The sequence below is a fragment of the Pseudomonas sp. AG1028 genome (assembly GCF_007993955.1).
Taxonomy (GTDB): domain Bacteria; phylum Pseudomonadota; class Gammaproteobacteria; order Pseudomonadales; family Pseudomonadaceae; genus Aquipseudomonas; species Aquipseudomonas straminea.
In genome coordinates, this window is the sequence record NZ_VIVP01000006.1 from 122,994 (window position 1) to 144,399 (window position 21,406).

General features: G+C 60.5%; 23 protein-coding genes, 2 tRNA genes and 2 pseudogenes. 19 read left to right on the forward strand and 8 right to left on the reverse strand.

The features are described 5' to 3' along the window. Positions 1-632: 632 nt before the first annotated feature. A pseudogene (locus FB481_RS23575) lies at positions 633-821 on the forward strand (HAMP domain-containing protein); the annotation flags it as partial. A 141-nt stretch (positions 822-962) separates the two neighbouring features. Beyond that, positions 963-1,676, forward strand: coding sequence for a methyl-accepting chemotaxis protein (locus FB481_RS23580; protein WP_372239567.1), 714 nt, complete (start codon positions 963-965; stop codon positions 1,674-1,676). Between the two features lie 143 nt (positions 1,677-1,819). On the opposite strand, the gene FB481_RS11400 is transcribed toward FB481_RS23580, so the two are convergent. Beyond that, a complete protein-coding gene (locus tag FB481_RS11400; protein ID WP_147176425.1) occupies positions 1,820-2,947 on the reverse strand; it encodes a metal-dependent hydrolase in 1,128 nt (375 codons plus the stop codon). Between the two features lie 146 nt (positions 2,948-3,093). On the opposite strand from FB481_RS11400, the gene arfB reads away from it, so the two are divergent. Further along, on the forward strand, positions 3,094-3,507 hold the full coding sequence (gene arfB, locus FB481_RS11405) for an alternative ribosome rescue aminoacyl-tRNA hydrolase ArfB (RefSeq protein WP_147176426.1): 414 nt from the start codon (positions 3,094-3,096) through the stop codon (positions 3,505-3,507). A gap of 388 nt (positions 3,508-3,895) precedes the next feature. Here arfB and dkgB read toward each other — a convergent pair whose 3' ends face one another. Continuing rightward, entirely contained in the window at positions 3,896-4,699 is an 804-nt protein-coding gene (gene dkgB / locus FB481_RS11410) for a 2,5-didehydrogluconate reductase DkgB (RefSeq protein WP_147176427.1), read from the reverse strand. 151 nt (positions 4,700-4,850) lie between these two features. On the opposite strand from dkgB, the gene FB481_RS11415 reads away from it, so the two are divergent. From FB481_RS11415 to FB481_RS11475, 13 genes are all read left to right on the forward strand, one after another. Continuing rightward, on the forward strand, positions 4,851-5,744 hold the full coding sequence (locus tag FB481_RS11415; RefSeq protein ID WP_041706011.1) for a LysR family transcriptional regulator: 894 nt from the start codon (positions 4,851-4,853) through the stop codon (positions 5,742-5,744). 150 nt (positions 5,745-5,894) lie between these two features. After that, positions 5,895-6,296, forward strand: coding sequence for a PA2779 family protein (locus FB481_RS11420; RefSeq protein WP_093501503.1), 402 nt, complete (start codon positions 5,895-5,897; stop codon positions 6,294-6,296). After that, complete coding sequence (locus FB481_RS11425; protein ID WP_256662736.1) at positions 6,281-7,240, forward strand: PA2778 family cysteine peptidase; 960 nt, start codon at positions 6,281-6,283, stop codon at positions 7,238-7,240. Before FB481_RS11420 ends, FB481_RS11425 begins: the two co-directional genes overlap by 16 nt. Positions 7,241-7,654: 414 nt before the next feature. Continuing rightward, positions 7,655-7,731 (forward strand) — tRNA-Val (locus FB481_RS11430). 289 nt (positions 7,732-8,020) lie between these two features. Continuing rightward, complete coding sequence (gene thrS, locus FB481_RS11435; RefSeq protein WP_147176428.1) at positions 8,021-9,943, forward strand: threonine--tRNA ligase; 1,923 nt, start codon at positions 8,021-8,023, stop codon at positions 9,941-9,943. Continuing rightward, positions 9,943-10,494: a translation initiation factor IF-3 gene (gene infC, locus FB481_RS11440; protein WP_170833973.1), complete on the forward strand. Its 552-nt coding sequence runs from the start codon at positions 9,943-9,945 to the stop codon at positions 10,492-10,494. The genes thrS and infC overlap by 1 nt, the downstream gene beginning before the upstream one ends. A gap of 59 nt (positions 10,495-10,553) precedes the next feature. Further along, positions 10,554-10,748 carry a 50S ribosomal protein L35 gene (gene rpmI / locus FB481_RS11445; protein WP_013791845.1) on the forward strand — a complete coding sequence of 65 codons (195 nt, stop codon included), beginning with the start codon at positions 10,554-10,556 and terminating at the stop codon, positions 10,746-10,748. A gap of 27 nt (positions 10,749-10,775) precedes the next feature. Beyond that, a complete protein-coding gene (rplT, locus tag FB481_RS11450; RefSeq protein ID WP_013791844.1) occupies positions 10,776-11,132 on the forward strand; it encodes a 50S ribosomal protein L20 in 357 nt (118 codons plus the stop codon). Positions 11,133-11,261: 129 nt separating this feature from the next. Then, positions 11,262-12,278 (forward strand): phenylalanine--tRNA ligase subunit alpha, encoded by a 1,017-nt coding sequence (gene pheS, locus FB481_RS11455; protein ID WP_147176429.1) that lies wholly within the window; start codon positions 11,262-11,264, stop codon positions 12,276-12,278. 45 nt (positions 12,279-12,323) lie between these two features. Further along, positions 12,324-14,699 carry a phenylalanine--tRNA ligase subunit beta gene (gene pheT / locus FB481_RS11460; protein WP_147176430.1) on the forward strand — a complete coding sequence of 792 codons (2,376 nt, stop codon included), beginning with the start codon at positions 12,324-12,326 and terminating at the stop codon, positions 14,697-14,699. A 3-nt stretch (positions 14,700-14,702) separates the two neighbouring features. Next, the gene (gene ihfA, locus FB481_RS11465) at positions 14,703-15,005 is read left to right on the forward strand and encodes an integration host factor subunit alpha (RefSeq protein WP_013791841.1); all 303 of its coding nucleotides are present in this window, start codon (positions 14,703-14,705) and stop codon (positions 15,003-15,005) included. After that, entirely contained in the window at positions 14,986-15,342 is a 357-nt protein-coding gene (locus FB481_RS11470; protein WP_013791840.1) for a MerR family transcriptional regulator, read from the forward strand. Before ihfA ends, FB481_RS11470 begins: the two co-directional genes overlap by 20 nt. Positions 15,343-15,430: 88 nt before the next feature. After that, a tRNA-Pro gene (locus tag FB481_RS11475) sits at positions 15,431-15,507 on the forward strand. A 73-nt stretch (positions 15,508-15,580) separates the two neighbouring features. Here the strand turns inward: FB481_RS11475 and FB481_RS11480 are convergent. Continuing rightward, a complete protein-coding gene (locus tag FB481_RS11480; RefSeq protein WP_074879897.1) occupies positions 15,581-16,780 on the reverse strand; it encodes a tyrosine-type recombinase/integrase in 1,200 nt (399 codons plus the stop codon). A gap of 35 nt (positions 16,781-16,815) precedes the next feature. On the opposite strand from FB481_RS11480, the gene FB481_RS23185 reads away from it, so the two are divergent. Both FB481_RS23185 and FB481_RS11490 read left to right on the forward strand, forming a co-directional pair. Next, positions 16,816-17,052: a hypothetical protein gene (locus FB481_RS23185; RefSeq protein ID WP_178109868.1), complete on the forward strand. Its 237-nt coding sequence runs from the start codon at positions 16,816-16,818 to the stop codon at positions 17,050-17,052. 664 nt (positions 17,053-17,716) lie between these two features. Then, positions 17,717-18,550, forward strand: a complete 834-nt coding sequence (locus FB481_RS11490) for a hypothetical protein (protein WP_256662737.1) — start codon at positions 17,717-17,719, stop codon at positions 18,548-18,550. Positions 18,551-18,723: 173 nt separating this feature from the next. Here the strand turns inward: FB481_RS11490 and FB481_RS11495 are convergent, their stop codons facing one another. Beyond that, positions 18,724-18,909, reverse strand: coding sequence for a hypothetical protein (locus FB481_RS11495; RefSeq protein ID WP_256662738.1), 186 nt, complete (start codon positions 18,907-18,909; stop codon positions 18,724-18,726). On the opposite strand from FB481_RS11495, the pseudogene FB481_RS11500 reads away from it, so the two are divergent. Further along, positions 18,884-19,149, forward strand: a pseudogene (locus tag FB481_RS11500) (hypothetical protein). The gene FB481_RS11495 and the pseudogene FB481_RS11500 sit on opposite strands and share 26 nt — an antisense overlap. Before the next feature lie 84 nt (positions 19,150-19,233). Here the strand turns inward: FB481_RS11500 and FB481_RS11505 are convergent. The 4 genes from FB481_RS11505 to FB481_RS11520 all read right to left on the reverse strand — a co-directional run bounded on the left by FB481_RS11505 (position 19,234) and on the right by FB481_RS11520 (position 21,404). Beyond that, positions 19,234-19,521, reverse strand: a complete 288-nt coding sequence (locus tag FB481_RS11505; RefSeq protein ID WP_003108490.1) for a HigA family addiction module antitoxin — start codon at positions 19,519-19,521, stop codon at positions 19,234-19,236. A 17-nt stretch (positions 19,522-19,538) separates the two neighbouring features. Further along, positions 19,539-19,817, reverse strand: coding sequence for a type II toxin-antitoxin system RelE/ParE family toxin (locus FB481_RS11510; protein WP_019339397.1), 279 nt, complete (start codon positions 19,815-19,817; stop codon positions 19,539-19,541). A gap of 94 nt (positions 19,818-19,911) precedes the next feature. Continuing rightward, positions 19,912-20,145, reverse strand: a complete 234-nt coding sequence (locus FB481_RS11515; protein ID WP_147176434.1) for a DUF2274 domain-containing protein — start codon at positions 20,143-20,145, stop codon at positions 19,912-19,914. After that, entirely contained in the window at positions 20,142-21,404 is a 1,263-nt protein-coding gene (locus FB481_RS11520; protein ID WP_147176435.1) for a TrbI/VirB10 family protein, read from the reverse strand. The genes FB481_RS11515 and FB481_RS11520 overlap by 4 nt, the downstream gene beginning before the upstream one ends. Between the last annotated feature and the right edge of the window lie 2 nt (positions 21,405-21,406).

A 21,406-nucleotide genomic window follows, 5' to 3' on the forward strand; every position in this document is an offset into this window, starting at 1 on the left:
TCGAACAAATGGCCACGGCTACGCCCAGCGAGCGCGAGCGCTTGCAGGCCATGGACGCGGCCACTGCCGACTATCTTCAGCAGTTCGACGCCAGCGTGCAGCAGCAGGCGCGCGCCAACGAAGCGCGCAAGCAGATGGACGAGGCTGCCCAAGAGGCGCGTAGCCAGTTCGAGATGATCGAGTTGGGCATGTACGACGCCGTGCGCGAACTGCGCCTTGCCGGCGATAAGCTGCGTGGCAGCGACCCGCTGACCCTGGCGGAAACCGCTTCCAATCTCAGCAAGCGCATGCTCGAGCTGCGCAGCCACGAAAGCCAGTTCATCATCGATGGCTCACCATCCGCGCTGGAAGACTGGAATTTTGTCATCTACGACCTGCAATCCTCGGCCAATGGCCTAATGGTCTGGCTGAGCGACGATCAGAAGCGCGCCATCGAGGCTGCCCTGGCGGCGTTGACGAGCTACCAGCAGGCGTTCACCAACTTCCAGCAGGTGCATGAGCAGAGCCTGGCCAGCGACGCTGCCATGCTCAAACAGGCCGATCAGGTGCTGGCGTTGGCCGAGCAGGCCAAGAGTGCCGAAGAACAGGCCATGGGCGATGACAGCCGCAACGCCATCCTGCTGCTCGGCAGCATGGGCATCGCGGCGGTAGTGATTGGCCTGTTCGCCGCCTTCACCATCAGCCGTTCCATCGTCGCGCCGCTGCGCCAGACCGTGGAATTCGCGCGGCGCATTGCCGGCGGTGACCTGAGTCAGGATCTACCGCAGAACCGCAACGACGAACTCGGCCAACTGCTCGAAGCCATGCAGGGCATGACCCGCAGCCTGCGTGACCTGGTCGGCCGCATCGGCACCGGTGTCGGGCAGATCGCTGCCGCTGCCGAGCAGTTGTCAGCCATCACTGCCCAGACCAGTGCCGGCGTGCAGACCCAGAAAGAGGAAACCGAACAGACTGCCACCGCCATGCACCAGATGGCCGCCACGGTGCAGGAGGTGGCGCAGAACGCCGAACAGGCTTCGTTGGCTGCGGCCGACGCCGACCGCGAGGCGCAGCAGGGCAATCAGGTGGTACAGCAGGCGATCAGCCAGGTCGGCAAGCTGGCGGATGAGGTGGAGCAATCGGCCGAAGCCATGCAGGCGCTCAACAAGGAAAGCGGTCGCATCGGCGGTGTGCTGGAAGTAATTCGGGCGGTGGCCGAGCAGACCAACCTGCTGGCGCTCAACGCCGCCATCGAGGCTGCCCGTGCCGGTGACCAGGGCCGCGGTTTTGCGGTGGTCGCCGATGAAGTGCGCGCCCTGGCGCGCCGCACCCATGACTCTACGCAGGAAATCGAGAGCCTGATCGCCAACCTGCAGCGCCTGGCAGATGGTGCGGTCACGCAGATGGAAGGCAGCCGCGCGCTGACCCAGCGTACCGTGGGTTTGGCCGGCGAGGCGGGCGATGCCCTGGGCCGTATCACCCAGGCGGTCAGCACCATCGAGCAGATGAATCAGCAGATCGCCGCCGCCGCGGAAGAGCAGAGCGCCGTGGCGGAAACCATCAGCGAAAGCGTCACCCGGGTGCGCGATATCGGCGAGCAGAGCGCCAGTGCCAGCCAACAGACCGCGGCCTCCAGCGCCGAACTGGCGCGTCTGGGCGTCGAGCTGCAGGGCTTGGTGCGGCAGTTCAGGACCTGAGATCGCGAATGCCCAGGAGAGGGCTTCCCGGGTATCGCTTCGCTCCACCCAGGCTACGGTTCGGGGCCTTGGCATGGTCTGATTCCTAGCCCGGGTTGAGCTTGCGATACCTGGGTAGATTTCTGTGTTTAATAGCGGTGCCGTTACAGCGCTGGGTCGCTTGTCTCACTCGCGGAGCTTGCAGCTTTGCGGCCCGGTTTCAGGACATTATTGGCCGCACCACCACCTTGCGGAACACGACTCAGCTCGCCGGCCCACAATGCCAACGGCACAGGCGTCGCGGGCTTCCAGATGCGCTGCCAGAGCAGGGCCAGGCGCTGCATATCGCCACGCTCCGACGGCCAGCGCTCGATATAGGGCTGCACCTGCCACGTGCCGTTCTGCCAATGGGCGAAGTCGAAGCGGAAAGGGTGAAAGCCGGTCATGCCCAGGCGAATGTCGGTGACTACCAGGTGATCGCCGATGTGGTCGTAACGCAGTACGTCATTGGTGAACCACTTCAGCCGCTGATGGGCGGGCGAATCCTCCAGGGCCTGGCCCAGCGCCGCCCCGCGGGGCATGCGCTCCAGCACTGGCGGCGCGTTGTCGAACCAGCCGACCAGCGCTTCGTGATAATCCTCGCCTTCGATGGTCACTACGCGCCACAGCAATGTGTTGAACGGCGTTGGCGAGCTGAAGATGGCTTCTGCCTCGATGCCCTGGTGCGCCAGTTCCTGCTCCACGCGGTGCTCGGCCATGTACTTGCTGCCCAGGGTCGAGGCGAGATAGACAGTTGAGAACGCCAGCGCCCAGTTGGCTACCGAGTTGGCCTTGTCCTTCAGGCCGGCGATCAGCCCGTAGATCACCGCGCCCAGCAGCGGCAGGCTGTAGATCGGGTCAATGATGAAGATGCTCGACCAGGCCGCCGGCGTTGGTGCGAATGGCCAGAGCAGTTGTGTGCCGTAGCTGGTGAAGGCGTCGAGAAGGGGATGGGTGATCAGCACCAGCCAGATGGCCAGGAACAGTCGGCGTGATGAATACCCCGGATTGGGTCGCCATCGGCGCAAGAACCAGGTCAACAGCAGGGCGAGGCCGGTCAGCACGAACAGCGAATGGCTGAAGCCGCGATGGTAGGTCATGGCCGCTACCGCATCGCCGTAGTCGATCATCACGTCCATATCGGGCAGCGTGCCCAGCACAGCGCCATATAGCAGCGCCTTGCGCCCTTGCCAGCGGCCCAGCAGTGCGCCCTGAATGCTGGCGCCAAGTACGGCTTGGGTGATCGAATCCATGGGGTGTTCTCGCAGGCGGTGGAGGCGGGTGGCTTAACTTACTTGAGCGCTGCAAAGGGCATAGAAGCAAATTTCAAGCAAAGGTTTCAGCCATGCTGGCGTCTACCTTGGGCTATCCTGCACGCCCACCCGAAACAAGGCGCCCCATGCTGGTCATCTCCAACAGCGTTCATCTGCCTGACGATGAAATCGAGCTCACCGCCATTCGCGCTCAGGGCGCGGGTGGGCAGAACGTCAACAAGGTGTCCAGCGCGATGCACCTGCGCTTCGACAGCCAAGCATCCTCACTGCCGCCGTTCTACAAGGAGCGGCTGCTGGCCCTGCGTGACAGCCGTATCACCGCCGATGGCGTGGTGATCATCAAGGCCCAGCAATACCGCACTCAGGAACAGAACCGTGCCGATGCCCTGGAGCGCCTGGCTGAGCTGATTCGCTCTGCCGGCAAGACCGAAAAGGCCCGGCGCCTGACCAAACCGACCCTCGGCTCCAAGAAACGCCGACTGGAAGGCAAGTCCAAGCGCGGAGCGATCAAGGCAGGTAGGGGCAAGGTCGACTTCTAAGAGCCTTGTCTGGTCATAATCTTTCAGCCCGGTCTGCAGATTTTGGCAGCTAAGGGGCGGGGAGCTGCCGGTGAGAAGAACACTTTTGTAGGAGCGGCTTTAGCCGCGAGCTCTTTGTTTGCCTTGATAAAAAGCTCGGGGCTAAAGCCCCTCCTACGCGTTACGCGAACGGCTCCTTTTACGATGGCTCCCACGCTCCAGCGTGGTAGCTCAGGCCGCGGCGCTCTGCGCCTGCTCCGACTGCACACGGCATACAACAGCGGACGCAGAGCGGCCTCGGAGGCATTCCCCAGAAGAGCGTGAGGAACGATCAGTTGAGTGGCCGCTTCTGCCTTGTAGTTGCCACTTCAGGCATATAAAGATCTAGAACAGGCTCTGAACCGTATGCTCAATCCCACTGCGGCGCGAAATCCGGATTAGCCAGGCGTTCGCCGCGCTCCAGCTTGGCGATAGCGGCCATGTCTTGTTCGCTGAGGGTGAGCTTCAAGGCGCCCAGGTTGCTCTCCAAGTTGCTGCGTTTGGTCGACGAAGGGATTACCGCGAAGCCCTGTTGCAATGCCCAGGCCAGGGCGACCTGCGCCGGGTTGGCGGCATGCTTGCTGGCAATTTCCTGGATCACCGGGTCAGTCATTACCTTGCCGTAGGCCAGCGGCATATAGGCCGTCAGGTGGATGCCGTGCTCGCGGGCGAAGTCGATCACCTTGCGGTTCTGCAGGAAGGGATGGATCTCCACCTGGTTGGTGGCGATCTGGTCGGCGCCGACCACTTCCATGGCCTGCTGCAGATGCGCGTTGGTGAAGTTCGACACGCCCAGCTGCGCCGTCAGGCCGGCTGCCTTGGCTTCCATAAGGGCGGCCATGTACTCGGCGACCTGGATTTCATCGTTCGGCGAGGGCCAGTGGATTAGCGTCAGGTCGACCTGCTCCATCTGCAGCTTGCGTAGACTTTCCTTCAGGCTGGGGATCAGCTTGTCGGCGCTCAGGCTGTCGATCCAGATCTTGGTGGTGACGAACAGCTCGCTGCGCGGCACGCCGGCGGCAGCGATGGCCTGACCGACCTCGGCTTCATTGCCATAAATCTGCGCGGTATCGATATGCCGGTAGCCGAGTTCCAGGCCGTTGCGGACCGAGTCGATGACCTGCTGTTCCTTGAGGCGGTAGGTGCCGAGGCCGAGGGCGGGAATCTGTTGCATATGTCGCTCCTGTCTAATGGGTGACTGTCTGTAGCTGACCGCGATCCGCGTGGGTGGTTTCGCGTTTCTGTGTGCAGTCTGGGCCATGGACTTGTGCGGAAAAACCGCGTTTCATGGCAAACATATTTGCTTGCTGGTCACGAATGCCTACATGAAAACTTCCCTCGACGAGCTACTTGCCTTCAGCACCGTGGTCGCCGCCGGCTCGATTAGCGCGGCGGCGCAGCAGCTCGGGCAGACTGCCTCGGGCATCAGCCGCGCCCTCAGTCGGCTGGAGGAAAAGCTCGAAGTCACCCTGCTGCAGCGCACCACCCGGCGCCTGGAACTGACCGAAGAAGGGCAGGCGTTTCTGCTTCAGGCACGGCGCATCATCGCCAGCGTCGAGGAGGCCGAAGAGCAGATGAGCATGCGTAGGCAAACGCCAGCCGGAAGGCTGCGCGTCAACGCCGCGGCGCCATTCGTGCTGCATGCGGTGGTGCCGCTGATCAAAGGCTTTCGCGAGCGTTACCCGAACATCGAGCTGGAATTGCACAGCAGCGACCAGATCATCGATCTGATCGAGCAGCGCACCGACGTGGCCATCCGTATTGGCCCTCTGCGCGATTCGACCCTGCACGCGCGGCCACTGGGCAGTAGTCGCCGTCGCGTGCTGGCCAGCCCGGCCTACCTGGCAGAGCACGGTGTGCCGGAAAGCGTCGAGGCGTTGCATCAGCACAGCCTGCTCGGCTTCACTCAGCCGGAAAGCCTCAACCAGTGGCCGCTGCGCCATGCACAGGGCGACAGTTTCACCATCGTGCCCAGCCTCAATGCGTCCAGCGGCGAGACGCTTCGGCAGCTGGCGCTGGAGGGCGTGGGCATCGTCTGCCTGTCGGACTTCATGACCCATCTGGACCTTAGCCGTGGCAGCCTGGTGGAGATCCTCGCCGAGCACACGCTGGAGGTGCGCCAACCGATCCACGCCGTGTACTACCGCAACACGGCGCTGACCTCGCGTATCACCTGTTTTCTCGATTACCTGAGCAGTGAATTGAGCACGATGGGGTGATGAAGTACGGCCTTGCAAGCAAGGCGCTCCATACGCCTTGAGACCCCGTGATTATTGGCCTGGAAGGAAGGGCAAAGACGTTGCAGATATAGGCGGAACTGGCTGTGTGCCACATGGGTCTAGGATGATGGTTGATAAGGAGATACCAAAATGACCAAATCCCCGTTCTTTCGTCGTCTGGCTGCCATGCTGGCAGTGTTCCATGCCCTGATGATCGCCCAGGTTCCACTCGCCAATGCCGCGATGATCGGCACGGGTGAAGTGCTGACCCAGCAACAACAGCAGGTCGACCGTCAGCAGCTGCTGTCGATGCTCGATGATCAGCAGGTCAAGGACAAACTGCTCGCCATGGGTGTGGAGCGTGATCAGGTAGAGAACCGCATCAACAACCTGACCAGCGCCGAACTCGCGCAATTCAACCAGCAGCTGTCCGAGGCACCGGCAGGTGCCGGTGTCGTGGGCATCATCGTGTTGTTCTTGGTGATCTTCATCATCACCGATATGCTCTGCGCCACCGACATCTTCAGTTTCGTGAAATGCATAAATCGCTAAGACTGCTTTCCGCTTCACTGCTGATCGTCCTGCTCGGCGCATGCGCCAGGTCTCCGGTACTGTCACCGGAGGCCCAGCGCCTGCCCGAGCGGGTCGAACTCACCAGCGTCCCCTTCTATCCGCAGACTGCTTATCAGTGTGGGCCGGCCGCTCTGGCGACCATGCTCAACCAGCGTGGTGTGCTGACCACGCCGGGCTATCTGCAGGAGCAGGTCTACATTCCAGGTCGTGAAGGCAGTCTGCAGGTCGAGATGGTCGCCGCGGCGCGAGCCCATGATCTGCTCGTCTATCCCCTCAAGCCGAAGCTCGATTCGCTGCTGACCGAAGTGGCTGCCGGCAACCCGGTGCTGGTACTGCAGAATCTTGGCTTCGACTGGTACCCGCAGTGGCACTTCGCGGTACTGGTCGGTTATGACCAGCGCGAGAAGACCCTGACCCTGCGTTCCGGCACCACCAGTCGCTGGGTCACCAGTTTTGCAGCCTTCGACAAAACCTGGGCACGCGGCCAGCGCTGGGCAGTGCTGACCATGCACCCGGAAGATCTGCCGGCCACTGCCGAGCCGACCGTGTGGTTGAAAGCCGCGGCTGATCTGGAAGAGGTAGGCCGCAAGGATGTCGCCCAGTCTGCCTATCGAACCGCTACCAAGCGCTGGCCGGAGCAAGCAGTAGGCTGGTTCGCCCTGGCTAACAGCCGTTACGCCGGTGGCGACCTGCGCGGCGCTGAAGCGGCGTTTCGCGAGAGTGTCAGCCGTCAGGCAGATTTCGCGCCGGGCTGGTTCAACCTCTCACAGGTGCTCGACGAGCGCGGTTGCAAAACCGAAGCCGCCAGCGCCCGCCAGTGCGCCCAACGCCTGAAACCGGAAGACAAGCGTTTCACTGTTATCGGCAAGCAGGGCAATGCCAGTGAGCAGTGCGCGGCACCGGTGGCCTGTCCGGTTCAGTAACGGTGGATGAGGGTAAACAAACGGCGCTTATCGAGCGCCGTTTTTTGTATGTGTCGAAATAGCTTAAGGCGACTCCCACATATAGTCGGAAGCGGGTTACCCGTGGTAGCGGGCATGAGCTAGGCGTCCCGCCCGCTCCCACGGAAGATCACCGCTCCCCGTTATTGACTGTAGGATGGGCGCAGCCCATCGATAGATGCATCGAGATACGAGGCTTAACCATGGCCCGCCCTCCACCTAAGCCCTGAGTCGTAGCCTGGGTCGAGCGAAGCGATACCCAGGAATTCTGGCAGCCTCGCTCCACGGGGGCAGGGCATCCAACCCACCAAATCAAAAAAACTCAGTTTTTTTAGTCAGTTAGCGAAAAAAGGTGTTGACTCTTTTTCGCTGCTCCGTAGAATGCGCACCCACAGCAGGCACATAGCTCAGTTGGTTAGAGCACCACCTTGACATGGTGGGGGTCGTTGGTTCGAATCCAATTGTGCCTACCAAATTCTTTAAATGGTCGCTTCGGCGGCCATTTTTTTTGCTCGTTGTTTTTGCGTAGTCGTCGCAGGCTCGCTCGGCGCTTCGGAATTTTCGAAGATGGCCGGTTTGCCTTGTCAGGCCCGCGCGATTCTGAAAGCATCCACCGTTTCACATCCTCCAGTGACTGCGGTTCGTTCTCGGTTGGCCTCACGGCCCCTGCCTCTGTATGGCAGATACGCCACCGGATCGCTTACTGGCTCATCCCAACCCATGTGGCCTTTGGTAGAGGTCACCACTAGGAGAGGAGGCGCCATGCCCACCATTACTCTTCCCGATGGCAGTCAGCGTTCGTTCGATCACCCGGTATCCGTACTCGAGGTGGCGCAATCCATTGGCGCCGGCCTGGCCAAGGCCACCGTTGCCGGCAAGGTCGACGGCCGTCTGGTCGACGCCTGCGATCTGATCGAAAACGACGCGACCCTGCAGATCATTACGCCGAAGGATCAGGAGGGTGTCGAGATCATCCGCCACTCCTGCGCCCACCTGGTCGGTCACGCGGTCAAGCAGCTTTACCCGACTGCGCGCATGGTCATCGGTCCGGTCATCGACGATGGCTTCTATTACGACATCGCCTACGAGCGCCCCTTCACGCCTGAAGACGTGACCGCCATCGAAGCGCGCATGAAAGAGCTGATCGACAAGGACTACGACGTCATCAAGAAAGTGACGCCGCGTGCCGAAGTCATCGACGTGTTCAAGTCCCGTGGCGAAGACTACAAGCTGCGCCTGGTCGACGACATGCCGGACGAACAGGCCATGGGCCTGTACTACCACGAAGAGTACGTGGACATGTGCCGCGGCCCGCATGTGCCCAACACCCGCTTCCTCAAGGCGTTCAAGCTGACCAAGCTGTCCGGCGCCTACTGGCGTGGCGACGCCAAGAACGAGCAGCTGCAGCGCGTCTACGGCACCGCTTGGGCGGACAAGAAGCAGCTGGCGGCCTACATCCAGCGCATCGAAGAAGCCGAGAAGCGTGATCACCGCAAGATCGGCAAGCAGCTCGACCTGTTCCACCTGCAGGAAGAAGCGCCGGGCATGGTGTTCTGGCACGCCAATGGCTGGACCGTCTACCAGGTGCTCGAGCAGTACATGCGCCAGGTGCAGCGCGAGAACGGTTACTCGGAAATCAAGACCCCGCAGGTCGTCGATCGCATCCTCTGGGAGCGCTCCGGCCACTGGTCCAACTACGCCGAGAACATGTTCACCACCTCGTCGGAAAGCCGCGACTACGCGGTGAAACCGATGAACTGCCCGTGCCACGTGCAGGTGTTCAACCAGGGCTTGAAGTCCTACCGTGACCTGCCGCTGCGCCTGGCCGAGTTCGGTGCCTGCCACCGCAACGAGCCGTCCGGCGCGCTGCACGGCATCATGCGCGTGCGTGGCTTCGTGCAGGACGATGCGCACATTTTCTGCACCGAAGAACAGGTGAAGAAGGAAGCGGCCGATTTCATCAAGCTGACCCTGGACGTCTACAAGGACTTCGGCTTCACCGACATCGCCATGAAGCTGTCGACTCGCCCGGTCAAGCGCGTGGGTTCCGAAGAATTGTGGGATCGCGCCGAAGGCGCCCTGGCCGATGCGCTGAACGAATCCGGTCTGGAGTGGGAATACCAGCCAGGCGAGGGCGCGTTCTACGGCCCGAAGATCGAGTTCACCCTGCGCGACTGCCTCGGCCGTAACTGGCAGTGCGGTACCCTGCAGTACGACCCGAACCTGCCGGAGCGCCTCGACGCCAGCTACATCGCCGAAGACAACAGCCGTGTGCGCCCGGTCATGCTGCATCGTGCCATCCTCGGTTCGTTCGAGCGCTTCATCGGCATGCTGATCGAGCACTATGCCGGCGTGTTCCCGGCGTGGCTGGCGCCGACCCAGGCGGTGATCATGAACATCACCGACAAGCAGGCCGATTTCGCCCTCGAAGTCGAAAAAACGTTGAATCAAAACGGATTTCGTGCCAAGTCGGACTTGAGGAACGAGAAGATTGGCTTTAAAATCCGCGAGCATACTTTGCTCAAGGTTCCCTATCTGCTGGTGATCGGCGATCGGGAAGTCGAGACAAGAACTGTCGCTGTGCGCACTCGTGAGGGTGCCGATCTGGGCTCCATGCCCGTCGCTCAATTCACTGAATTGCTCGCGCAAGCGGTTTCCCGGCGTGGTCGCCAAGAATTGGAGTAATCATTATTAAGCGTGATATGAGACAAGATAAACGAGGCGCCCCGAAGGCTCCGATCAACGAGAATATCTCGGCACGCGAGGTTCGGTTAATTGGCGCTGACGGTGAGCAAATTGGCATCGTCTCTATTGATGAAGCGCTTAGGATCGCTGAAGAGGCCAAGCTGGACCTGGTAGAAATCTCTGCCGACGCCCAGCCGCCTGTGTGCAGGATCATGGACTACGGCAAGCACCTCTTCGAGAAGAAGAAGCAAGCTGCCATTGCCAAGAAGAACCAGCACCAGCAGCAGATCAAGGAAATCAAGTTTCGTCCAGGGACGGAAGAAGGGGATTACCAGGTAAAACTACGCAACCTGGTACGTTTCCTGATGGAAGGGGACAAGGCCAAGATCTCTCTGAGATTCCGTGGTCGTGAGATGGCCCACCAGGAGCTGGGTATGGAACTGTTGAAGCGGGTCGAAGCCGACCTCGCCGAACACGGTACCGTCGAACAGCATCCTAAGATGGAAGGACGCCAGCTAATGATGGTCATCGCTCCCAAACGCAAGAAATAACCTCCAGGGCACGGCAGGCCTTATGGTTATCTATATCAACTGAATGCGGAGTTACGAACATGCCAAAGATGAAAACCAAGAGCGGCGCTGCCAAGCGCTTTCTCAAAACGGCTGCGGGCTTCAAGCACAAGCATGCTTTCAAGAGCCACATCCTGACCAAGATGTCCACCAAGCGTAAGCGTCAACTTCGCGGTAGCGAACTGATGCATCCGTCGGACAAGGCAAAAGTCGAGCGCATGCTGCGCGTTCGTTAATCTCGGTCAAGATAGAGGAAATTACTCATGGCTCGTGTTAAGCGTGGCGTTATCGCTCGTGCTCGTCACAAAAAAATCCTGAAACTGGCTAAAGGCTACTACGGCGCACGTTCGCGTGTATTCCGTGTTGCCAAGCAGGCTGTCATCAAGGCGGGTCAATACGCCTACCGTGACCGTCGCCAGAAGAAACGTCAGTTCCGCGCTCTGTGGATCGCTCGTATCAACGCTGGTGCTCGCATCAACGGTCTGTCCTATAGCCGTCTGATCGCTGGCCTGAAAAAAGCGTCGATAGAAATCGACCGCAAGGTTCTGGCTGATCTGGCAGTGAACGAAAAAGCGGCGTTTGCTGCGATTGTCGAGAAAGCGAAAGCCGTACTGGCTTAAGTCCCCGACAATCACCGGGTTTCCCGGTGCACTAGAGGCGACAGGCGTAACCCGCAGGTCGACTCTAAACGTCATCGACAGGGGAAGAGCCTTCAAGCTCTTCCCCTGTTTCGTATCTGGAGTCTGTAAATGGAAAATCTGGATGTGCTGGTCTCGCAAGCGCTCGAGGCTGTCAGTCACACCGACGATGTGAACGCCCTGGAACAACTGCGGGTTCACTATCTGGGCAAGAAAGGCGAGCTGACCCAGGTCATGAAGACTCTGGGCAACCTGTCTGCCGAAGAACGCCCCAAGACGGGCGCGCTGATCAACTCGGCCAAGGAGCGCGTCCAGAACGCCCTCAACAGCCGTAAAGAGATTCTCGAGTCGGCGGCCCTGAGTGCCAAGCTCGCTGCCGAACGTATCGATGTCACCCTGCCGGGCCGCGGCCAGGCGTCCGGTGGCTTGCATCCGGTTACCCGTACCCTGGAGCGCGTAGAGCAGTTCTTTACCCGCATTGGTTACGGCATCGCCGAAGGCCCCGAAGTGGAGAACGACTACCACAACTTCGAGGCGCTCAACATTCCGGGCCACCACCCGGCGCGTGCCATGCACGACACCTTCTATTTCAACGCCAACATGCTGCTGCGCACCCATACCTCGCCGGTACAGGTTCGCACCATGGAAGCCCAGCAGCCGCCGATCCGTATCGTCTGCCCGGGCCGCGTGTACCGTTGCGATTCCGATATCACCCACTCGCCGATGTTCCACCAGGTCGAAGGCCTGTTCGTGGACGAAGGCGTGAGCTTCGCCGACCTCAAGGGCACCATCGAGGAATTCCTCCGCGTGTTCTTCGAGAAGCCCCTGGGCGTGCGTTTCCGTCCTTCCTTCTTCCCGTTCACCGAGCCGTCGGCCGAAGTCGACATGCAGTGCGTGATGTGCAGCGGCAAAGGCTGCCGCGTGTGCAAGCAGACCGGCTGGCTGGAAGTGATGGGCTGCGGCATGGTGCACCCCAACGTGCTGCGCATGAGCGGCATCGATCCGGAAAAATATTCCGGCTTTGCCTTCGGCATGGGCGTCGAGCGCCTGGCCATGCTGCGCTACGGCGTCAACGATTTACGGCTGTTCTTCGATAACGACCTGCGGTTCCTGGCGCAATTTCGCTAGCCCCCAGCAGTTTCGTAATCGAATTCGATCAGGAGAACAGACAACATGAAATTCAGTGAACAGTGGCTGCGCAGCTGGGTGAGCCCCCAGGCTAGCCGTGACGAGCTGGTCGCGCGCCTGTCCATGGCCGGCCTGGAAGTTGACAGCGTCAGCCCCGTGGCCGGTGCTTTTAGCGGCGTGATCGTCGGTGAAGTGCTGAGCACCGAGCAGCATCCCGATGCCGACAAACTGCGCGTGTGCCAGGTCAGCAACGGCAGCGAAACCTTCCAGGTGGTGTGCGGCGCGCCCAACGTGCGCCCCGGCCTGAAGATTCCGTTCGCCACCATCGGCGCCGAACTGCCCGGCGACTTCAAGATCAAGAAGGCCAAGCTGCGCGGCGTCGAGTCCAACGGCATGCTCTGCTCGGCCTCCGAGCTGCAGATCAGCGAAGACAACGACGGCTTGCTGGAACTGCCGGCCGATGCGCCGGTTGGCCAGGACATCCGCGAGTACTTCGAACTCAACGACGTCAGCATCGAGGTCGATCTGACCCCCAACCGCGGCGACTGCCTGTCCCTGGCGGGTCTCGCCCGTGAAGTCGGCGCCCTGTACGACGCACCGGTCACCCGTCCGCAAATCGCTGCGGTCGTCCCGGCCCACGATGAAGTGCGCCCGGTCGAAGTGCTGGCCCCGCAGGCCTGCCCCCGTTACCTGGGCCGCGTGGTGCGCAACGTCGACCTGTCCAAGCCGACCCCGCGCTGGATGGTCGAGCGCCTTCGCCGCGCCGACGTGCGCAGCATCGATGCCGCAGTCGACGTCACCAACTACGTGATGCTCGAACTCGGCCAGCCGATGCACGCCTTCGACCTGGACGTGATCCAGGGCGGCATTCGCGTGCGCATGGCCGAAGAGGGCGAGAAGCTGGTGCTGCTCGACGGCCAGGAAGTCACCCTGCGTGCCGACACCCTGGTAATCGCCGACCACCAGCGCGCCTTGGCCATCGCCGGCGTGATGGGCGGCGAGCATAGCGGCGTCAGCGACACCACCCGTGATCTGTTCCTGGAAAGTGCCTTTTTCGACACCATCGCCGTGGCCGGCAAGGCTCGTTCCTACGGCCTGCACACCGATTCTTCGCACCGCTTCGAGCGTGGCGTGGACTCGCAACTGGCCCGCGAAGCCATGGAGCGCGCCACGGCGCTGCTGCTGGAAATCGTTGGCGGCGAAGCTGGCCCGATCATCGAGGTGGTCGACCCGGCACAACTGCCGAACGTCGCGCCGATCAGCCTGCGTGCCGAGCGTGTCGAGCAGATGCTCGGCCTCAAGCTCGACGACGAGCTGATCGTCAAGCTGCTGGGCGCCTTGGGTCTGGGCATCGAAGGTGGAGCAGGGCAGTGGCAGGTCAAGGTGCCGAGCCACCGCTTCGACATCAGCCTGGAAGTCGACCTGATCGAAGAGCTGGCCCGCCTTTACGGCTACAACCGCTTGCCGGTGCGTTACCCGCAAGCGCGTCTGGCGCCGCAGACCAAGGCTGAGGCCGTCGCCGACCTGCCGGTGCTGCGCCGCCTACTGGTGGCCCGTGGTTATCAGGAAGCGATCACCTACAGCTTCATCGATCCCAAGCTGTTCGAGCTGTTCAGCCCGGGCGTCAAGCCGCTGACCCTGGCCAACCCGATCTCCGCCGACATGGCCGCCATGCGCGCCTCGCTGTGGCCGGGCCTGGTCAAGGCGGTGGAGCACAACCTCAACCGCCAGCAGTCGCGCGTGCGCCTGTTCGAAAGCGGCCTGCGCTTCGTCGGTCAGTTGGACGAGCTCAAGCAGGAGCCGATGCTCGCTGGTGTGATCACCGGCAGCCGCCTGCCGGAAAGCTGGGCTCATGGCCGTGACAGCGTCGACTTCTTCGACGCCAAGGCGGACGTGGAAGCCCTGCTGGCCGCTGCAGGCGACGCCGCCAGCTTCGCCTTCGTGCCGGGCGAGCACAGTGCGCTGCACCCGGGCCAGACCGCCCGCATCGAGCGCGAAGGGCGCCTGGTCGGCTACCTGGGTGCCATCCACCCGGAACTGGCCAAGACCCTCGGCCTGGATCAGCCGCTGTTCCTGTTCGAGCTGCTGCTGAGCGAAATCACCGCGGGCCGCATGCCGGCATTCAAGGAGCTGTCGCGCTTCCCGGAAGTGCGCCGCGACCTGGCGTTGCTGGTCGACCGTGACGTGCCGGCCCAGAACCTGTTGGCCGACATTCGCGAGCAGGCCGGTGAGTGGCTCACCGACCTCAGGTTGTTTGATGTTTATCAGGGTAAAGGTATTGATCCGCTTAGAAAAAGCCTGGCGGTCGGCTTGACCTGGCAGCATCCATCGCGCACTCTAAATGACGATGAGGTGAGCACCACCACGCAAAACATCCTCACCTCCCTGGAACAAAGGTTCAACGCCACGTTAAGGAACTAGCGTATGGGGGCACTGACGAAAGCTGAGATGGCCGAACGTCTGTACGATGAGCTGGGCCTGAACAAGCGAGAAGCCAAGGAACTGGTGGAGCTCTTCTTCGAAGAAATCCGCCAGGCACTGGAACTCAATGAGCAGGTGAAGCTCTCAGGCTTCGGTAACTTCGATCTGCGCGATAAGCGTCAGCGCCCCGGTCGTAATCCAAAAACAGGGGAGGAGATCCCGATCACGGCCCGCCGTGTCGTGACCTTCCGCCCCGGCCAGAAGCTCAAAGCCAGGGTTGAAGCCTATGCTGGAACCAAGTCATAACGACGAACTGCCTGTCATACCCGGCAAGCGGTACTTCACCATCGGCGAGGTCAGTGAACTCTGTGCGGTCAAACCGCACGTGCTTCGTTATTGGGAGCAGGAGTTTCCACAGCTCAACCCGGTCAAGCGCCGCGGCAACCGTCGGTATTACCAGCGCCAGGATGTGCTGATGATCCGCCAGATCCGCGCTTTGCTGTACGACCAGGGCTTCACCATCGGTGGCGCACGCCTGCGCCTGACCGGAGAAGAAGCCAAGGACGATACCACCCAGTACAAGCAGCTCATCAAGCAGATGATCGCCGAGCTGGAAGATGTACTCCACGTCCTGCGCAAATGAATTTGTAGAAAAACCTTCCACAATTCAGATGCTTAGTTTATAGTCTCTCCCGCTTTCGGCTAACGCCAAAGGCACCAGTAACACCCGTCGGGGCGTAGCGCAGCCCGGTAGCGCACTTGCATGGGGTGCAAGGGGTCGAGTGTTCGAATCACTCCGTCCCGACCAACAAATCCCTACATTAGAGCCTGGTCAGTGATGACCAGGCTTTTTTGTGTCAGGGACTTTTGCGGGACTTTTTTCATCCTGCCATCCTCCTCAAAATTGTCAGGGCCGGCCCGCGCGAGTCGGTAGCCGAAATCCTGTTGGCTTCATCGATCAGTTTGCCCAGCTCGGCGGCCGAGTAGTGACTGGTGATGCTGCCGTTCTTGTGGCCCAGCAGAGCCTTCCTGTCCTCCTCCGTTACCCCTGCTGCCCGAAGTCTTCGACCGAAGGTGTGCTTCAGATCGTGAACGCGGATCGAAGCAAATCCAGCTGGGGCAGGGCGCAGAAAACGCTCTTGGAACTTCTTCGCCGCTCTGACCCGGGCTTTCTTCCATGCCGAATCGTTCATCCGGTGAACTGGAGTGGCCTTGCCGTTTCGATCGGGTTGTCCGTAAGGAAATACCCAAACCGGATCAAGCCCACGCTGTCCCTCGATGACCGACTTGGCTACGTTGTTGAGCACAACGAGGCGCTCGTCGCCGTTCTTGACCCCAGAGCTCTCATGTCGGCCACCAAAATCCGCCGGTATGAGAAACACGCTGGTGTTGAGTTCAGGAATCGGTATCTCCCAATCCCAGCGAAGCTTCACAACTTCCTGCTCTCGTGAACCGCTGTTGACCTTGTACAGGGCCATGCGGCGCAAATGGTCAGGCAGTTCGGCGAAGAGAATCGACTGCTCTTCCCAGGACATCGGGTAGGGCATGCGTCTGGTTTTCTTCTCTTCCAGCTTGGTGATCATCGGTACTACGTCGAGCCAGGGACGCTTCTGCTCATCACGCCATTTTCGGGCGCATAGATTCAAGATGCGTATGACGCGTTCCAGGGCAATGTTCACCGTGCGGTGTGAAACTCCAGGTTTCAACTTGCCATCGCTGGTTCTGCTGCTCTTGAGTCGATCCCTTATGTAGGGAGCCAGGGTCTCATCGTCGACATGAGTCAGAGGCTGGTCGCCAATATACGGGTCCAACTGCTCCAGATAGATGGCCGTGAGGCCTATCGACGGCTGATCCTTGTACTCGATCAGGTAACGCGTAGCGGCTTCCCGCCAGGTTCTGATGGTGCGGACGCCATAGATCTTCTGTTCCCGGAGCTTTTCCAACTTGTGTATCAGGTATTGCTCTGCCTCCTTCCTATCGCTTGATCCAGTGCTTTCCTGAATTCGCTGACCTCTGAAGACCTTGTCGATGTGCCAGATCCCGTTCCTTTGGTAGAGGCCGCTAATGGTTTTTCGCGCCATGGCTTTTCTCCTTGGCGCTCGCTGCGGGAGTGATCATGTCCCTTGGCACCTTCCTTTTCAATGATGGCCCGGTCGATGTAGGCGTCTGCCCAGGCATCCAGCTCTTGGCGATCAAAGCCGATGCCTTGCACCCCAATGCGGAATTCCCGCACGTAAGGCCGGACGGTTCTGTTGAATTCTGTGCGGCACATGCCGAGGTAGGCTGGGGCCGCACTGGCTCGCAGGATTCGGGGTGGGCAGGTGATCAAGCGTGCAGCTATCTGTTCAGATGATGCGGGCATGAATGTCGCCTCCTTATCGGCCCTGATCCGTGCTGCAGATGCTGTCCACTGCTCGCTGGACGAACAACGTGGTGGAGGGGGCTGCGGAGGGTTTGGTACAACAACCGTTTTGACTCGGCTTGACCTGATGGATCGTGGCGTATGGCCTGCCGTTGGCTGTTGCGGTGATATCAGGCTTAAGGATTGATGAGTGTCTTCCGAAGACGTATCCCTGCAACCTAGTTCCAGTCCTGGTGGCCCAGTCAGTCGTGAGGAAATGTACGCAGAGGTATGGCGGCTTCCCATGACCAAAATCGCGGATCACCACCGTGTTTCCTCCAGCTTCTTGGCGCGCGTGTGCACCCGCATGAATGTTCCGCGGCCGCCGCGTGGGCACTGGGTAAAGCTGGCGAATGAAATACCCAGTCCTCAGCCACCCCTGCCTGAGGCTGGTCCAGGTGACCTGCGGGTTTGGCGTAGGGGAGATGCTCTTGGTGCTGTTTCTCGACCGGTGCCGAAGGCACCTGTACCGCGCAAAATCAAACCCGAACAGCTCCGTATATCGCGATCAAGGCGGCATCCTGTTGTCGTAGGGGCGTATGAGGTCTTTGAGCAGGGACGCGTCATCGATCAAGGGTTCCTCAAACCCGGGAGACAGCGCCTGGTGGATGTCGTTGTGACCAAGCCTCAGCTTGAGCCTGCCCTGAAACTGGCGAATGAGCTGTTTCTCAAGCTGGAGGCTGCCGGCCATCGCGTGATGTTTGCACCGAGTGACCGAACCTATGCCCGGGCCTCCTTTGATGAACATGAGCACCCATCTAAGAAGCCAAGGCCCCGGTATCCGGCGTTGTGGTCACCCTCCAAGCCCACAGTGGTCTTCGTCGGGACGGTTGCCATTGGGATGACGTTGTTTGAGATGACTGAGGATCTGGAGGCCCGCTACATCGATGGCAAGTACGTCCCCACCTCCAAGATACCGTCGCAGCAAATGCGCCGCTTAAGCCCAACCTGGAACTGGTCGACGCGCATGGATTTTGCGACCGGCCGTCTATGTATAAGGGCGTTCTCGCCATATCCTTGGACTGATTGGTCTCAGAGTTGGAAGGAGTCTAAGCAAGGCTCGCTACGTGGTCAGCTGGATGAGATCGTCCAGCAACTCACCGACGCCGCGCCTGTAATTGCCCGATTGGTAGAGGAGGCCGAGGAGCAGGCCAGAATTCGGCAGCAGGAGGGGATGGAGCAGATCCGCCGGCGTGAGGAGAGAGAGCGAATTCGACTGCAAAACGAGGCAAAGGAGCAGGCGAAAACTGATTTGTTGAGTGCCATCAAGCATTGGGATGACATAAAGCGGATCCAGGCCTTTTTCAGTGATGCGGAGAACTCCGTATCGAATCTGCCCGAAGCTGCGCGATGCATTGCTATGGACAAGCTCGCCCAAGCGCGTGAGCTTGTTGGCGAACTGGATCCGTTAAAGGCGTTGCTGGAATGGAAGGGCCCCCGGGAGCGCTGAGACTGATTCGGTCTGGGGTTAAGAAATTCAGAAAATGCCCACTGATGGTGAGCGTTTTATGGGTTGTATAAACCTGTCGACCTGGAGGTATGCGCCTGCCCGTTAGTCCTTGTTCAACGTCCGTGACGCCGACCGGTGTGGCTGCGAGCAATACCTACAAGTATTGATGGATTTTATCGGCGCCCCCGGATACGTCCTGTTTGCTTGATCTCTTTAAACGAGACAGGTTGTTCATGCTTGAACAGCTCAGCGATTTGGCGTGTGGCACTAAGCGCTGTAGCGATGAGGATCAGAGCATCAAGGGTGATCTGACCATTGGGCTCGAACCGCTTAATGGTCGATTCGGAAATACCCGCCATCTTCGCCAAGGACTTGCGGGAGAGGTTCTGTGCGAGTCGCGCTTCCCTTGCGAGTATCACCGGTCAGAAGGTTACGCCATCGAGAAGGACGACCTCTCGGTGTGGATGATTGCCTATGCGCGAGTACTGGCCGCCCTCGACTCTGAACTCAATGTGATACCGGCAGCCATACCCACTTTGGACGAAATATCCATGAAGTATTCGACTGATGACTGCCGTGCTGGAGGTTGCAGCGCCTGAAGGTGCCTGTGGGAGGATGCTCACCAGTGGCACTGACTACCTGTTCCGCTACCTCGAGGACGCCAAGACTCAGAGGCTACGGAACTAAGCAATCGCAGCAAAGCGCTCGATGTGCGGCTGTTCGCGATGCCTGGCTTGCCAAAGGTCGTAGTCGGCCTGCACTCCAAGCCAGGTACGAGCTTTGCCGATGCCGGCCAACTCTAGGCGAACAGCCAAATCCGGACTGACCGGCGCATGGCCGTGCAAGATGCGAGACAGGGATTCCCGCGCAAAACCAAGGCGGCGGGCAAGTTCGGCAATGCTGATGCCCAGTTCGGGGAGCACGTCCTCAAGCAGGGTTTCACCAGGATGCGGTGGGTTGAACATGGTCATGGATAACCCCCTCATGTTTAGTGGTAGTCAAGGTAGTCGACGAGTTCGATGTCGCTACCCACAAATCGAAATATCACTCGCCAGTTTCCATTGACGGTGAGTGACCAGAACTCTTCCAGTTCCCCCTTGAGGGGATGTAGCCGCCAACCGGGGATGTCGAGGTCGGCGGGTTCATTGGCTCTATCCATAAAACTCAGCATTCGGCCCAGGCGCTTTGCGTGGTCGGCCCGAATGCCTTTGGTTGAGCCAGATTCAAAGAAAATGCGTAGACCTTTGTGCCGGAAGCTTACGATCATAGTGATTAGTGTGATGTATCAGGTCACGGTTTTCAACCGTGTGTGGATTTTCTGCCGTTGCAATCACAGCAGCTGGGAGGGGGATGCAGGCTTATCAGTTGCCGGTGCAAGATTGTGTATTTGTTCTCCTGAACACCCGATCCCTCGCCATAAAAGCTTCCAGCATGTGCGGGATGAGCGTCAGGGCGTCGACCTCTTCGCCATAGGTATGCGAATGCAGTGCCGCGTAGCGCTCGAGGTCGGCCTTCAGGCTGGCCGGGCAGGTGAAGGTCAGCTTCAGGTTCTCGGTTCTCGGCAGTGGGCCGAGGCGCAGCTTGGTCATGCTCATTGCGGGTTCCTCTGTTGAGTGGAGAAAGGCTGATAGGGACGCAGCACCAGATCGCGGTTGACGATCACGCGCAGGGGCAGCCCAGGGCGCTGGGTCAGCGTGGGCTGGATGTCGAGGTTGCGGCGGGTGACCTCCTGGCCGACCTGATTCACTGTGTCCTGCAGGCTGTCGCGCCCGGCGATGATGATGCGGTCGCCGTCGGTGCGACTGGCCGGTGCGGCCAACTCGGCACCGATACCCAGCAGGCTGGTCATGGCCGCGCCGGCGACGATCCGATCCCAGTGCCAGTCGACGCCATCCTCGAGACCGGCATAGCCGGCGGCGTCCGTACCGACCAGGTTGTCGAGCTGGAAAGACGAGGTGTCCGGCAAGATCACCCGCTGCCACACCACCTGCACGCGGCTCTGCCCGTAGTTCACCTGGCTGTTGTAGCGACCGAGCAGGCGGGCACCTTGGGGGATCAGCACGTGTTCACCGGTGGCGCTGTCATAGACCGGCTCGGTCACTGTGGCGATCACGTCGCCGGGTAGATCCGACTTGATGCCAGTTACCAGTGCTGCCGCGATGACGGTGCCGGCCATCACCTGGTAAGGCGATTCAGGCATCTGCAGCAATCCGGAATTACGGATTTGTGCGTTTACGGATCTACTGAGAAACGCCTCGTTCCGCTCCTGCTGCGTTGGTGTTCCTGCGGCGGCTACTGCGCCTGACGAAGCCATACCCAGAGCCGGGGAATCGAGTTGAGCGCCACTAACAGATGCGACGTTCGATTTCCGCGCGCTGCTGGTCTGGAAAAACACCGAGGACTGCGCTGCTTCCTCAGCTTCCTTGAGCAGGGCCAGGCGCTCTGCTTCGACGGCATCTGGCCCATGTCCATAACCTTGCGCCTGCTGCTCCGCCCTGAGGATTGGCCCGCCCAGATCGCCGGGCAGCGGCGGCCCCAGTTGCGGCACCTCGGGTGCAGGGGGAGGCGGCAGCTGCGAGTAGTCTGTCGGCAATTGCTCCAGCCCCTCAGATCGTGCCACGCGGTCGACGTTGTACCGCTCGTTCGGCTCGGCGCCTTGGCGGCGCTGCTGCGGTTGCAGCGACCACAGCATGGCTCCGAGTACCGCAGCCGATAGGCCGCCGACCACTACCGCCAGCATGCGTGGGTTGAGGCGGGTGACCGGGCGCGGCTTGGCGCGCAGCTCCAGCGACTCCGGCGCTTCCTTCGGCGGTAGCGAGGTTGCGGCGGTTTGGTTGTCGTTCTTGGCCGTCATGC